Origin of the sequence: Halovivax cerinus (assembly GCF_024498195.1) — an archaeon.
In the GTDB taxonomy this organism is placed as follows: domain Archaea; phylum Halobacteriota; class Halobacteria; order Halobacteriales; family Natrialbaceae; genus Halovivax; species Halovivax cerinus.
In genome coordinates, this window is sequence record NZ_CP101824.1 from 1,220,793 (window position 1) to 1,234,700 (window position 13,908).

The 13,908-nt window shown below is 65.6% G+C and carries 10 protein-coding genes; 4 read left to right on the forward strand and 6 right to left on the reverse strand.

Annotated elements, in window-relative coordinates; genetic code table 11:
* Positions 1–7: 7 nt before the first annotated feature.
* On the reverse strand, positions 8–2,110 hold the full coding sequence (locus NO366_RS05685; protein ID WP_256533362.1) for a PAS domain-containing protein: 2,103 nt from the start codon (positions 2,108–2,110) through the stop codon (positions 8–10).
* Positions 2,111–2,279: 169 nt separating this feature from the next.
* Positions 2,280–3,503, reverse strand: coding sequence for an outer membrane protein assembly factor BamB family protein (locus NO366_RS05690; RefSeq protein ID WP_256533363.1), 1,224 nt, complete (start codon positions 3,501–3,503; stop codon positions 2,280–2,282).
* Between the two features lie 285 nt (positions 3,504–3,788).
* On the opposite strand from NO366_RS05690, the gene NO366_RS05695 reads away from it, so the two are divergent.
* Positions 3,789–4,223, forward strand: a complete 435-nt coding sequence (locus tag NO366_RS05695) for a DUF5518 domain-containing protein (protein ID WP_256533364.1) — start codon at positions 3,789–3,791, stop codon at positions 4,221–4,223.
* Between the two features lie 478 nt (positions 4,224–4,701).
* Here NO366_RS05695 and thsA read toward each other — a convergent pair whose 3' ends face one another.
* The 3 genes from thsA to NO366_RS05710 all read right to left on the reverse strand — a co-directional run bounded on the left by thsA (position 4,702) and on the right by NO366_RS05710 (position 8,469).
* On the reverse strand, positions 4,702–6,366 hold the full coding sequence (gene thsA / locus NO366_RS05700; RefSeq protein WP_256534004.1) for a thermosome subunit alpha: 1,665 nt from the start codon (positions 6,364–6,366) through the stop codon (positions 4,702–4,704).
* A gap of 184 nt (positions 6,367–6,550) precedes the next feature.
* A complete protein-coding gene (locus NO366_RS05705) occupies positions 6,551–7,120 on the reverse strand; it encodes a KH domain-containing protein (protein ID WP_256533365.1) in 570 nt (189 codons plus the stop codon).
* 152 nt (positions 7,121–7,272) lie between these two features.
* On the reverse strand, positions 7,273–8,469 hold the full coding sequence (locus NO366_RS05710; RefSeq protein ID WP_256533366.1) for a tryptophan--tRNA ligase: 1,197 nt from the start codon (positions 8,467–8,469) through the stop codon (positions 7,273–7,275).
* A 316-nt stretch (positions 8,470–8,785) separates the two neighbouring features.
* Here NO366_RS05710 and NO366_RS05715 point away from each other — a divergent pair, with 316 nt between their 5' ends.
* Genes NO366_RS05715 through NO366_RS05725 form a run of 3 tightly spaced genes read left to right on the forward strand, consistent with a single transcriptional unit; the run spans position 8,786 to position 12,922 of the window.
* Positions 8,786–9,895: a thiamine ABC transporter substrate-binding protein gene (locus NO366_RS05715; protein ID WP_256533367.1), complete on the forward strand. Its 1,110-nt coding sequence runs from the start codon at positions 8,786–8,788 to the stop codon at positions 9,893–9,895.
* A 4-nt stretch (positions 9,896–9,899) separates the two neighbouring features.
* A complete protein-coding gene (locus NO366_RS05720; protein WP_256533368.1) occupies positions 9,900–11,795 on the forward strand; it encodes an ABC transporter permease in 1,896 nt (631 codons plus the stop codon).
* Positions 11,792–12,922 (forward strand): ABC transporter ATP-binding protein, encoded by a 1,131-nt coding sequence (locus tag NO366_RS05725; RefSeq protein WP_256533369.1) that lies wholly within the window; start codon positions 11,792–11,794, stop codon positions 12,920–12,922. The genes NO366_RS05720 and NO366_RS05725 overlap by 4 nt, the downstream gene beginning before the upstream one ends.
* Before the next feature lie 33 nt (positions 12,923–12,955).
* On the opposite strand, the gene rio1 is transcribed toward NO366_RS05725, so the two are convergent.
* Positions 12,956–13,822: a serine/threonine-protein kinase Rio1 gene (gene rio1, locus NO366_RS05730; RefSeq protein ID WP_256533370.1), complete on the reverse strand. Its 867-nt coding sequence runs from the start codon at positions 13,820–13,822 to the stop codon at positions 12,956–12,958.
* Positions 13,823–13,908: the final 86 nt, after the last annotated feature.

Here is a 13,908-nt window from a genome sequence, read left to right on the forward strand (position 1 = left end):
GGGTGTATCATCCTTGCGCCCCTTCGGACCGCCGACTGGTACTCTCGCTCGCCCGCGGCAGTTCCAGAACGAAGCAGGCGCCGCCGGTGTCGGCGTCTTCGACCCAGACCTCGCCACCGTACTTGTCGACCATCACGTCGACGAAGAAGAGCCCGAAGCCCGATCCCGTCTCCTTGGCGTGTGAGGTCTCGCCGCGGCGAAACACGGACTCCTTGCGCTCGTCGACGATCCCGACGCCGGTGTCGGCGATTCGGATACGAACGTCCTCGTCGACTGCGGCCGTCACGTCGATCGTGAGGTCCTCAGTATCGGTGTGCTCGATCGCGTTCAGCAGAATGTTCCCGAGCACCTCCGAGAGCAACTCGTCGGCCCGCGCCTCGATGCCCGGAGCGACGTCGTGTTCGAACTCGATCCCGGGATGGGCGGTCTCAAGCTCGGATAGCTTTCGATCGAGGATCGCGGAGACGTCGATCGTGTCGAACTGGAGACTGTCTTCGGGGGTGGTGAGCGTTTCGACGACGCGCTGGACGCGCTGGGTAACCTCGGTCGTCGTCGTACACCAGTCGACGATCGTCCGGGCGTACTGACCCAGGTCGCCGTCGAGTTCCTCGGCCAGAATTTCGCCGCGAGCTTTGATGACCGTCATCCCGTTCAAGACGTCGTGGCGCAGGATGGAGTTGAAGAACTCCATCTGCTCGCGCTGACGTTCGAGCTCCGTCACGTCCATCGCGACGCCGATGACGCTCGTCACCACGCCGTCTTCCTCGACCGGTCTGTATTCGGCCAGGAAGTGGTTGGTCCCGACCTCGACCGTTTGTGAGACGGCGTCGCCGTCGAGCGCTTGCTCGATCGCCGCGACGACGTTTGGCTGCTCCGCGTAGACGTCGAACGCCGACTCACCGACGAGTTCGTCCGTCTCGAGCCCCAGTTCCTCGAGGGCCTTGCCACGGGATTCGAGGAACGTTCCGTCCGCGTCGATCTGGTAAAAGACGAGCGGGAGGGCCTCGAGCACCAGCGAGAGCTTCTCCTTTTGTTCGGTGATGTCCGCGGAGATGACGGCGATGCCGTCGTCGTAGGGGTACGCCTGAACGTCGACCCAGAAGCCCTGTGACTCGACGTGGTACTCACACGATGCCGGCTCGCCCGTCTCGGCGACGGTTCGGAACGTCTTCTCGAGGTCGGTTCCCCTGATGTCGGGGAACGCCTCCCAGACGGATCGGCCACGGAGCTCCTCGATGGACGTGTCGAACCGGTCGGCGAGTACCTCGTTACAGTAGGTCATCGTCCAGTCACTATCGAAGGTGTAGTAGGCCTCAGGGAGCTGATCGACGAGCTCGCGGTACTGTTGTCGTTTGCGCTCCAGTTCCGCTTCCTGTTCTTTGTGCGTCGTGATGTCGGTGACGATGCCGACGATCCGGCCGTCGTCGTGGACCTCGCCGCGGGCGTACACCCACCGTTGCTCGCCGTCGTCGCGCTGAATTCGATACTCGATCTGGAAGATATCGTCGCGCTCGACGGCCCGTTCGATCGCCTCCTGGACCGATTCGCGGTCGTCGGGATGAACGCGTTTCGCGAAGGCGTCGAACGTCTCCTCGAAGGTCCCCGGTTCGAGCCCGAACAGCCGCTCCATCGAGTCGGTCCAGATCACCTCGTCCGTCTCCATATTCCACTCCCAGACGCCCGTGTCCGTGCCTTCGAGCGCGACCTCCAGGCGTCGCGTCGCCTCGTCGTCGGCTGTTTCCGCAGACGCCCGTGTTGGTCGGAGCTGTACTGCCGCCCGAATCGAGTCGACCGCGTTCGACTCGAACGGCGCCAGTTCGAACTCGGCCGGACGAGTGTCGTCACTTCCTGCCTGCAGGTCACACTCGATGGTCCGTGAGTCGCCACGCCGGGCCGCGTCGAGACCAGCAGCGACCGTCTCTCGATCGAGTGCGAGGTCGTCCACCACGTGTTCGACGAACGTCGCCCCTTCGAGCCGCGTCGACTCGCTTCGCACCAGGTCCGCGTAGCGCGAATTGACGTGCTCGTACCGACCCGTCTTCGGATCGAGTATCGCGATCGGTTCGTCCAGTTCCTCGAAGACCGCTCGATAGATCGCAGCGTCTGCCATGGGGGTCTAACTCCGTATGGAATGTGCGTCACAGCATTAGTAGCTAGTGGCCCGGACGACGCGTGTTCGATCGGACGACGGGTGCGCCGAGAGCGAGATCGTGGAGGTGGGTGGAGTGATGTGGTACTGCTGGGGAGATGACCTCGGATGGAGGGATCGGTGCTCGGTACTAGCTCTCCAGTTCGGGCACATCGCCGAGCGCCCCGAGTCCGTCGATGTGGGTGGATGTAAAGAACACAGCTCCGTCGACCATAACAGGTGGCGACGACAACTTGTTGTGAAAGCCCGGATCGAACCCGTAGTACCACTGCAGTTCTCCCGATTCGCGATCGAACGCACTGATCGTCTTCGTATCACGTGCGAATTCGGGATTGCCGATTGGAATCACGACCATTTCACTTCCAACACAGATCCCTCCTTGGGAGGGGTACGGAATGTCGCGGTGCCATCGTTCCGTGCCAGTTTCGTTATCGAGTGCGACGGCGCCGGACTCGCTGGTAACGAACACGGTACCGTTGTCGGCAGCGACCCCGTCAATGTCGTATTTGCCCCCGTTGTACGAGAACGTGTAGAGTTCGCGGAGCCGGTCGCCGGTTTCCCTGTCGTGGACGGCGAGCGTTTCGTCATCGGAGACGAAAACACCCGTCTGGGTCGCGACGGGTGCCGCGGATCTGGGCGTGGCTGTGAGTTCACGCTGCCAGCGGTCAGTTCCATCTTCTAGCGAGAAGGCAACGAGAGACGGTTTTCCATCTACCATCCCGGTGGCAAACACGCGTCCGTCGTACACAGCAGGTGCTAGAACGACCGAACGGACAGTGTTGGTTTCCCAGCGTTTCTCACCGTTCGTAGCTCCGAATGCCTCGATACCGGCGTCGGAAGCGACAAGTACGGTCCCGGTAGCTTCGTCGGTGACGATTTGTTCGAACTCATATATTGACTCCGTCCAGATTTGCTCGCCCGTTTGGGAATCGAGCGCAACGATTGCTGCGCCGTAGGCGACGATACATCGACCGTCGACGACGACGATTCCGTTCTCCCCGTCGGCATTGAGGGTAGTTCGCCACTGCTCGGTGCCGTCTTGCGCATCGAGTGCGATTGCGCTTCCGTCAGTACTCGGGTCGAAGTTCGTCGTGTACACTGTCCCGTCGGAAATCGCGGGCTGCCAGCGCGTGAAGGCCTCCGACGTCCACGCCAGGTTACCCCGTGGTGGCGCGGAGACGTCCGGGGCGAACGAATTTGCCCCGTTGGCTCCGTACTGGGGCCACGAGCCGGTTGGAACGTCGGGCAGTGGTCTGTCCGGAAAGTCAGAGCCAACCAGCGGGAGACGCGATAGACAACCAGAGAGAAGACCCGCGCCACCGACCACTGTCGAGAGGTACATTCTTCGTTTCATATCGTGCCCTCGGGTTATAATTTCACAACTCTTTCGCTATGGGATACCCTGGCACGTCGTCTTCTCTAAGCTCTTCCCTTCCGAAGGCACTGATCGGATTACATCCGCTGCCCTCCTTGGTCGTATTCCGGCGCCACCGATACCGATCCAGTTGCCGAACCTGTGTATCGGTGTTCCAGTACGGTCGGTGCGTAGTGCCAGCGGTGTACGCTGGTGGGGTACCATCTCGATTCTCACCGGAAAGGCTTACTGTATACGGAACGAGGATATAAGATAATATAAGTGATGGGAATTGTAACAGATATCGAACTGAACTGGAGGTATAGTCTACCCGGCGGAGTCCTGGCGGCAACGGTCGTTGCACTGAGCTATGCGGAGTCCAATTCGAAAATGTCTCTTGGAGCAGTGTTCTTCGTCGGGATTATCGTCGGCTTCCTCTCGAAGCGGGAGTACGGCTCCAGTAAGGGAACGGGGGCCTTGACAGGGCTCATCGGCGCGGTTCCGGTCGTCTGGATTCTGGCTCAGATCCTCACTGCCACGTCCGGACTCTCCGGCCCTGCGTGGTTCGTAGCCGCCGGCACCATCACGACGGTACTCTACACCCTCGGCGTCGGGATGCTTGGATTCGCACTCTCCGCCCTCGTCGGTGAAGTCGGTGCTCGTATCGGGGGAGCGTTCACCAGGTCAAACTCCCAACCTTCAGCGATGGCAGATTACTAGCACGGGACTCGTCAACCCACGTTTTGCCGTGTACAAACTGGACTGGTGTCGTAGGCTGCCTGGCCACTAAAACCCCAATTCCGTCGCCTACAGTGAACCCCCTCGATTACGACGACGTCACCCGCGGCGCCGTCGAGTGCGAACCCGAGCGTTTCTGAACGCCGACCGGGTGGCGGTCGCGGGAGAACTATGTTGCTCACCGCGAACGAGGCCGCAGGCCGAGAGAGCGGGCCGACGACTGACCCAAAGACGTCGCGAAGCGACGTCGGCGGGGAAGGAGGAGTGCTTTTGTACTACATTTTGCCGAGGGCGCGGCGCAGCCGCGCCCGCAGAGCAAAAGTTCGTTTCACCTCGCGGCTACGCCGCTCGGTTTCGGAGGTTCTCGGCCTTCGGCCTCCGAACCTCCCCGCTCGCGGGTCACTGCGTTCCCCGCTCGCTTTCGGCGGTTCTCACTCACGTCGCTCGTTCCGAATCGCTCCTACATCATGCCGCCCATACCGCCGCCCATGCCGCCCATGCCGCCGCCCATTCCGCCTGGGCCGCCGGCCGGCATGTCGTCGCCCTCGTCGTCGTCGGCGACGGCGAGGTCGCCCGCGGCGATGACGTCGTCGATGCGCAGCAGCATGACGGCGGCTTCGGTCGCGGAGTCGATGGCCTGGGTCTTGACGCGCTGGGGCTCGTAGACGCCCTCGGCTTCCATGTCGATGGTGTCGCCGGTGTAGGCGTCGAGGCCGGCACCGGTCTCGCCAGCGTCGTGCTCCGAGCGGAGTTCGACGAGCGAGTCGATGGGGTCGAGGCCGGCGTTCTCCGCGAGGGTGCGCGGGATGACCTCGAGGGCGTCGGCGAAGGCCTCGACGGCGAGTTGCTCGCGGCCGCCGACGGAGTCGGCGTAGTCGCGCAGGGCGAGCGAGAGCTGGATCTCGGGGGCGCCGCCGCCGGCGAGCACCTTGCCGTCCACGATGGTGGTGCGGACGACGCCGATGGCGTCCTCGATGGCGCGGTCGACCTCGTCGATGACGTGCTCGGTACCGCCGCGGAGGATGAGGGTGACGGATTTCGCGTCTTCGACGTCCTCGATGAAGATGTGTTCGTCACCGGCGATCTCCTTCTGGGCGACGGAGCCGGCGAAGCCGAGGTGGTCTTCGGTGATGTCGTCGACGGAGGTGACGGGCGTCGCGCCGGTCGAGCGCGCGATCTGCTGGGCGTCGGAGTCCTTCACGCGGCGGACGGCCAGGATGCCCGCGTCGGCCAGGTAGTGCTGGGCCATGTCGTCGATGCCCTTGTCGACGAAGACGGCGTCGGCGCCGACGTCGACGAGCTCGTCGACCATCTCCTCGAGCTGGGCCTCCTCCTGCTCGATGAACTGCTGGAGCTGGTCGGGGTCGGTGACGTTGACCTCGGCGTCGATCTCGGTCTCTTTGACCTCGAGGGCGCCGTCGATGACGGCGACGTTGGCGTCCTCGACGAAGTACGGCATGTTGTCGGAGACGCGGTCCTTGTTGACGAGGACGCCTTCGACGAGTTCGGAGTTCTCGATGGCGCCGCCGACGACCTTCTCGACGGAGATGTTCTCGGCGTCGATGCCGTCCTCGTCGGCGACGGTGCGGACGGCGTCGACGACGAGTCCCGAGAGGAGGTCGCGGGCGTTCTCGGCACCCTTGCCGGTCATCGCGGTGGCGGCGATCTGCTCCAGGATCTCGGTGTCGTCGACGTCGACGTCGATCGCGACGTCGTCCAAGGCCTCCGTAGCCTTCTGGGCGGCCTGGCGGTACCCCTGTGCGACCGTGGTGGCGTGGATGTCCTGGTCGAGGAGCTCCTCGGCGCGCTTTAAGAGTTCACCGGCGACGACGACGGCGGAGGTGGTGCCGTCGCCGACCTCGCTCTCCTGGGTCTCGGCGACGTCGACGATCATGTCGGCGGCCGGGTGGTCGATCTCCATCTCCGTCAGGAGCGTGACGCCGTCGTTCGTGACGATGACGGAGCCACTCGAGTCGACGAGCATCTTGTCCATCCCTTTCGGACCGAGTGTGGTCCGAACGGCCTCGGAGACGGCCTTGCCGGCCTGGATGTTCATCGACTGCGCGTCTTTTCCGGACGTCCGCTGGCTGTCGTCCGAAAGTACGATGAGGGGCTGGTTGCCCATCTGCTGTTGTGCCATAGTCACCTCAAGGATTGATTGTGATTCTATATAAGTCTAACGCTCCATGCCACGCGGCGACGGCCAGTGTGTGGGATTCGGAGACTGTGTTTGGACCTAGCACGCGTCTTTTAAGTAGTGAACTATCGGACTGCGCGAATACGTCCGGGACGAGCCGACTCGTCCTCGATCAGACCTCTTCTTCCGTCTCCGAGCCCGGATAGCGGTGGTACTGCAGCCCCTGATGTTTGAGTTCGTTGTGCTTGTCCTCCAGGTAGGAGTAGACGGTGCCGTGGGGTGCGCCGTCGAGCAGCATCTCGGCTGCCGTGCGCACCACGTCGACCGCCTCGGGCGTACCGATCGCGGCGAGTGTCGAGCCGTAGATGACGACCGACGCGCCGGAGAGTTCCTCCATGAGTTCGCGGGTACGCCCGTCTTCTCCGATGAGACGGCCCTTCTTGCGCTTCATGTCGTTCTTGTTGCGCGAGGCGGCGTCGATGTCGACCACGTCGAGCATCATCAGGTCGTCGTCGAGGAGGGCGAGGGCGTCTTCGGGTGCGAAGCCACGACCGATCGCCCGGACGATCTCTGGGCCCTTGAGACCGCGAACGGGGTCGCCGACGGTGTCGACGGCGACCGACCCGTTCTCGGAGTCGATGTCGAGTCTGACCTCCGCAGCCGACTCGATCTCCCGCATCGTCTCCCCGCCGCTGCCGATGAGGACGCCGATGCGGTCCTGCGGAATCTTCACGTGCTGCATAGCGGTTGGTATTCGGTGCGCGGTGTTAAGCCCTTGGACCGGCCTGTGCGGGGTGTGGGAGAGTGACGTGCGGACGTCCGGGATCGGCCTGTGGGTCCTCGGTGTCGGTGCCAGGTCGTGATGACGACGGACACCTGGCCGCGTCGCGACGGTCAGGGAACCGTCGGTACGCCGGCGGCGTCGAGCGCACGTCGGCGCTCGGTCGCCGTCAACTGATACTGGGGGAGTTCGTCTGCGAGCGAACCGAGCCCCTCACGACGGTGCTGGTGGCTCTCGAGGAAGTCTCCGATCCGTCCGATCGCGAGTTCTTTCAACTCGCCGCTGAGGAGGTCGCCGTCGCGATAGGCGTGCTCGATCCGGGTAAGTTCGTCGTCGTCCGGCTCGAACAGGTACCGGAGGTACTGGAACGGGACGTCGACGGCCGGATCGCCGCCCCGGTCGCGGTGTTCCTCGATCGTCACCCGTCCGCCCGTGTACGCGTGCTCGCGGACGGTCTCGGCGACGGTCTCGCGGTCGTCGGTGAGCGAGATCGTCGGCGCGTCGTCCGACGAACTCATCTTTCCCGGTCCGTCGAGTCCGGGGAGAAAGCGCCCCAGGAGTGCGCCCGGTTTGTCCACGGGGAGGGCCTCGCCGTCGGCTAGATCGCGAGCGACCCGAACGTGGGGATCTTGATCGGCGGCGATCGGGACGAGCGTCGGCTGGTGGCCGGAGACGAGTTGCGGAAGCAGGAGGTGCGTGGACTGGACGGCCGGATAGAACGCCGTTCCCACGTTGGCCTGCTCGCCGTAGGCCGCGTCGACGGTCGCCGGCGTCAGCCGTTCGGCGAGCGTGACGGCGACGGGGTATATCACGTCGGCGTCCGCCGTGTCGATCACGATCCGGGTCCGGTCGGGATCGAACCCGACGGCGAGGACGTCCCGCAGGTTCTCGCGAGTGTACTCGCCGATCTCCTCGAAGGACAGGTCTCGCGAGAGGAGCTTCTCGTCGTCCGAAAACGGGAGGTAGACCGTCGCGCCGGTTTCGTCCTGGAACCGCTTCGCCACGTACAGCGGGAGGACGTGGCCGAGGTGGAGCGGCCCGGACGGTCCCACGCCAGTGACGATCGCGTGTGGCTCGCCGGACTCGGCCGCGTCCAGGTAGCGGTCCACGTCGCGGCCGGCGTAGAACGTCCGCCGGCGGATCGCCGGGTGGTCGGGGAGGCGGTCGAGCTGGTCGTCTGTGACCGGTTCTGCACCGAATTGTTCGATCAGTTTCGCGTACTCGTCCTCACTGGCGGTATCTGGTGTGCGGGTCGCAGCGGATGCTATCGGCTGTTCGGCAGTCGGTGTCGTCTCTGGGTTCCGTGTCATCTTCGGTCGTGTCGTGGTCACTCGGCGATCGATTCGCGGGAGAACGAAGGGAGCGCTCGACGTCTGTGCGCCGGGTTAGGCCGCGACGGGGACGACGTCGACACTGTCCGCTCTCGATGGACGGCGCCAGCGCCAGATGAGAGCGGATATCATCACGCCACAGTAGTCGCTCGGCCGTACTAACCGTTTCGCCGGCCGTTGCCGACGCCGATCGGCCGACGAATCCGACCGGTCGAATTCAGCGATCACTGCCCAGATTACCTCGTCGTCGAAGAAAATGCCGTCGCTTAAGACCACTGGGTGAAATCATGTGGTAATGAGACGACGAACCTTCGTCGGTGCGGTTATGGGCGGTGCGCTCGCGGGCGGCGCCGGCTGTCTCACGCGAGACGGCGACGAGTCGCCCGGGGACGGGTACGAACTGACCGGAAACCCGGAATCGGGGACGCTCACGGTCGCCACCTACGATTCGATGCTCGACGGGAACGATCCGGCGGGTCCCTGGCTCACGACGGCCTTCGAGGACGCCTATCCCGACGCGTCGATCGAGTGGACGGCCCCGGAGAACGGCCTCAACCGCTTCATTCAGCTCGAGGAGCAGGACGCGTCGCTCGACGCGGACGTCTTCCTTGGGGTCAACGTCGACGATCTCGCTCGAATCGACGACACGCTCGCGGAGGGCGGCCTCTTCCTGGAACTCGACGTCGACCACCTCGACCGGGCCGACCGCATCCGCGACGGGCTGGATATGGGCGACCCGCACGACCGCGTGCTCCCCTTCGACACCGGCTACATCAGTCTGGTCTACGACGAGACCGTCGTCGACGAACCCGAGACGTTCGACGATCTGACCGAACCCGCCTACGAGGACGCCCTGATCGCCCAGAACGCCCAGACGTCCGACCCAGGACAGGCCTTCCTGCTGTGGACGATCGACGGCTACGGGGCGGACGGCTACCTCGACTACTGGGACGACCTGGACGCAAACGGCGTCCGCATCCTCGACGACTGGTCCGACTCATACTACGGGTCGTACATGGAAGAAGAGCGGCCGATGATCGTCTCGTACTCCACCGACCAGGTGTTCGCGGCGGCGGAGGACCAGGACATGAGCCGACATCAGATCGCCTTCCCAAACGACCAGGGCTACGCGAACCCGGAAGGGATCGGCGTCTTCGACCGGGCGTCGAACGCCGCGCTCGCGCACACGTTCGTCGACTTCCTCCTCTCCAGCGACGCCCAGGCCGAGATCGCACAGCGCAACGTCCAGTTCCCGGCGGTCGCCCCCGAGCACGTCGACCTGGCCGACGACTTCGACCGGTACGCCCACGAACCGCCCGAGGCGGTGACCGTCGGCTACGACCGACTCCGGGGTACCCTCGACGGCTGGATCGAGGAGTGGGCCCGGGAACGCACCGGCCTGTAAGGTCGTGTCGGTCCCGACCTCGCCGCAGCGTCGAACGCGGACCGCCCTGGCGGCGTGGCTAGAGCGCCACGCACTCACGGCCCTCGCACTCGTCACCGCGGGGATCCTCGCCGTGATGTTGTACCTGCCGGTGGCCATCGTCTTCGTCGAGGCCGTGGTCGATCGCGGGTCGGTCACCCTCGCGTCGTTCGCCGCGGTGCTCAGCGACCCCTTTTACGTCGGCGACCTGGCGGGCGTCCTCGCCGACCCGCTGGCGATTCCCGAGCACCTCGCCGGGTTCCGGGACTGGCTCGCTGCCGTCTCGGTCTCCGCGACCGTCCGGCGGGTTCCTGGAATCGGACTCCCGGTTCCGTGGCTCGCCGTCGACACCCCTGGCGTCCGGTTCGGTCTGTTTGGGTTCACGGCGTACCAGGCGGCCCTCTCGACGGTCGCGAGTCTCGCGCTCGGGTTGCCCGCCGCGTACGTCCTCGCGAGGTACGACTTTCGGGGTCGCCGAACGATCCGGTCGCTGACGATCCTCCCGTTCGTCCTCCCGGGGATTCTGGTCGCTATCGGCTTCTACGCCACCTTCGGTCGGACGGGGACGATAAACTCCCTCCTCGGACTCGTCGGCCTGGGGCCGTACCCGTTCATCGAGTGGAACCCGCTCGCGATCGTGATCGTCGCCCACGCCTTCTACAATGCGCCGCTGGTCGCACGCGTCACCGTCGCTGCCTGGGAGTCCGTCGACGTCCGACGCGTCGAGACCGCCCGCAGTCTGGGGGCGAGTCGGCGCCGTGCATTCGTCGACGTCGTCTTCCCGCAACTGCGTCCGGCGATCCTCGCCGGCGCGCTCCTGACGTTCGTCTTCACGTTCATGACGTTCCCGATCGTCCTCGCGCTCGGCGGGCTGGAACTCGCCACCGTCGAGGTCTGGATCTACGATCGTGTTCGCCAACTTGCGCTGTCCGAGGCCGCGACGCTGGCTATCCTCGAGACGATCGTCTCGCTCTCGCTGACCTACGCCTATCTCCGCTACGAGTCCGCGCAAACGGGGCTCTCGACAGGGAGCGCTGCGCCGCCGCGCGACCCCCTGTTTCCCGACGCGCGGAGCGTCCTGTCGCCGCGCCGGCTCGCGATCGTCGGCTACGGCCTCCTCGCGCTGGTCGTCTTCGTCGGCCCGCTCGCGAGCCTCGTCCTCGGGAGCTTCACCGACGGGAGCGGCTTCACGCTTCGCCACTACGAGTTCCTGCTCGAACGCCAGATCGAGGGCGAGTCGTTCCAGACGCTGCCGTTTCGCGCCATCGTGAACTCGCTCCTGTTCGGCCTCGCGACGCTCGCCGTGGCGGTGCCGATGGGCGTCGTCGTCTCGGTGGTGACGACGCGCGCGGGTCGCGGCGGGACGCTCGTCGACACGCTCGCCATGCTCCCGCTCGCGGTCAGCGGCGTCGTCTTCGGGATCGGTCTCCTGCAGGGGCTCGTCTTCGGCATCCCGCTGCCCGGCGGGTGGCGACTGCAGATCACCGGGAGCGTCGCGATCGTCGCCGCCCACGCCGTCGCAGCGTACCCGTTCGTGACGCGCACCGTCTCGCCACCGCTCGCGTCTCTCGACCCGGCCGTGGTCGAGTCGGCCCGGGCGCTCGGCGCCTCACGATACCGGGCACTGCGCGACGTCGAACTCCCGCTCGTCGCCTCGGGTATCGTCGCCGGCGCCGCCTTCGCCTTCGCCATCTCGATCGGGGAGTTTTCTTCGACGGTAATATTGGCGACCGGTGGCGACGCCTACACCATGCCCGTCGCCGTCGAACGCTACCTGGGCCGTCGATCCGGTCCCGCCCTCGCGATGGGGGTCGTCCTCCTCGCCGTCACCGCGGCCAGTTTCGTCGTCGTCGACCGCGTCGGCGGGAGGTTCGAACGATGACGGAACTCTGCCTCGAGGGCGTCTCGAAGCGCTACGGCACGGACGGTAATTCGATAACGCCCGTAGACGCACCAGTAGGGTCGTTCTCGGACGGGGACTCAGGAACCGTCGCACTTCGCGATGTCGACCTGACGGTCCGCGACGGCGAGTTCTTCACCCTCGTCGGCCCCTCCGGCTGCGGGAAGACGACGACGTTGCGAACCATCGCGGGGTTCGAGGCGCCGACGACCGGCCGCGTCACCTTCGACGGCGAAGACGTGACCGACCTGGCTCCCGAACGGCGCGACGTCGGCGTCGTCTTCCAGAGCTACGCGCTCTTTCCGCACATGACCGTCGCCGAGAACGTCGGCTACGGTCTTCGCTTTCGCGACCCGCCGGCCGGGACGTCCCGCGATGAACGCGTCTCGGACCTACTCGACCTCGTCGACCTTCCCGAAATGGGCGACCGCGAGCCGTCCCAGCTCTCGGGCGGCCAGCAACAGCGCGTCGCCCTCGCCCGGGCGCTCGCGCCGGAGCCCTCGCTGCTCCTGCTCGACGAGCCGATGAGCGCGCTCGATGCCCGCCTTCGCGAGTCGCTTCGCCGCCAGGTCAAACGCATCCAGAGCCGGCTCGGTATCACGACGGTCTACGTCACCCACGACCAGGCGGAGGCGCTTGCCATCTCGGACCGCCTCGCGGTCATGCGCGACGGCCGAGTCGAGCAAGTCGGCACGCCCCGGGACGTCTACCGCGAGCCCCAGACGCGGTTCGTCGCGGACTTCGTCGGCGACAACAACGTCTTCGAGGGGGTCGTGCAAGACGGCGGCGCGGACGCGTCATCAGCCGACGGACTCACGCCCGTCGCGGTCGGCGACAGCACGTTCGTCCTCCCGGACCTCCCCGCGTCGGCCGACCGGGTGACGTTCTGCGTCCGGCCGGAGGCCCTCTCGCGCGATGCCGACGACAATCGCTTCCGCGTCGACGTCGAAACCACGGAATTCCTCGGCGAGCGCGTCCGGATCCACGGCCAGTGGGACGGGCGACCGATCGTGTTGCGACTCGACGTCGCCCCCGACGGACGGCCGCCCGACGACGCCCTCCGCGTCGGGTTCGACCCGGCTGACGCGCACGTGATCGCGGTCGAGTAGGGAATCACCGCGCCGTCGGCGTGCGCCGGCCGGTCACTCCCGCGACGGGTCCGGCTCGGGGTCGGTCACGAACGCGAGCAAGTCGTCGTCGCTCACGTCGAGTCCCTGTCGGCGGAAGAACGAGGCCACGTTCGTACAGTCGCGTTCCAGGAAGTCGCGGCTGTTGGGATGGTGGACCGTGACGGCCTGCCCGAGGTCGATGACGACGAGCTGGCCGTCGTGGAAGACGACGTTGTACTCGCTCAGGTCGCCGTGGACGATGCCCGCCGCGTAGAGACGGCGCATGTACTCGCGCATCACCTCGAAGGCCGTCTGCGGGTTCTCGACGTGGACCTCGCCCAGGCGCTTCGCCCGACCGGTCTCGTCCCCGATGTACTCCATGACGAGGACGTTGCGCTCGGTCGCGATCGGCTCCGGGACGCGGACGCCGGCACGCTTCGCGCGTTTCAGGTTGGCGTACTCCTTTTTCACCCACGCGAGGACCACGTCCTTCTTCTTGCCGCCGAGTCCCTCGAACCGGGGGTCACCCTCCAGGTAGTCGCGCATCTGGCGGAAGTTCGAAGCGTTGATCCGGTAGACCTTGACCGCGACGTCGGTCTCGTCTGGGCCCAGCGCCTGGTAGACGTTCGCCTCCTTGCCTGTCGAGATGGGCCCGCCGAACGCGTCGACGTGGCCGTCCTGGACGAGCTTGTAGAGGGCGGCGAACGTCGCGTCGTCGAAGACCGACTGCTCGACCTTGAACTGGTCGGCGTCGGTCAGGCGCTCTCTGAACTGGCTGAACTCCCGGTCGCGCTTGCGGGCGATCCGATCGGCCTCCGTGTCCGAGACGTCGATCTCTTCCCACTCGTCGCCCGTAATCTCGGCGGAGTCCGTGTCGACCAGTCCGTACTCGTCGGCCATTCGGTTCTTCTAGCCGGCCGACGGGCTAAAAGCCTCGCTATCGTTCGTCGGCGACCGATTGTCGCTCGCAGTGTCAGCCACTCGAT

Coding starts and splice junctions, on each gene's coding strand:
- NO366_RS05685 (WP_256533362.1), bottom strand. CDS start 2,110: ATGGCAGACGCTGCGATCTATCGAGCGGTCTTCGAGGAACTGGACGAA.
- NO366_RS05690 (WP_256533363.1), bottom strand. CDS start 3,503: ATGAAACGAAGAATGTACCTCTCGACAGTGGTCGGTGGCGCGGGTCTT.
- NO366_RS05695 (WP_256533364.1), top strand. CDS start 3,789: ATGGGAATTGTAACAGATATCGAACTGAACTGGAGGTATAGTCTACCC.
- thsA (WP_256534004.1), bottom strand. CDS start 6,366: ATGGGCAACCAGCCCCTCATCGTACTTTCGGACGACAGCCAGCGGACG.
- NO366_RS05705 (WP_256533365.1), bottom strand. CDS start 7,120: ATGCAGCACGTGAAGATTCCGCAGGACCGCATCGGCGTCCTCATCGGC.
- NO366_RS05710 (WP_256533366.1), bottom strand. CDS start 8,469: ATGACACGGAACCCAGAGACGACACCGACTGCCGAACAGCCGATAGCA.
- NO366_RS05715 (WP_256533367.1), top strand. CDS start 8,786: ATGAGACGACGAACCTTCGTCGGTGCGGTTATGGGCGGTGCGCTCGCG.
- NO366_RS05725 (WP_256533369.1), top strand. CDS start 11,792: ATGACGGAACTCTGCCTCGAGGGCGTCTCGAAGCGCTACGGCACGGAC.
- rio1 (WP_256533370.1), bottom strand. CDS start 13,822: ATGGCCGACGAGTACGGACTGGTCGACACGGACTCCGCCGAGATTACG.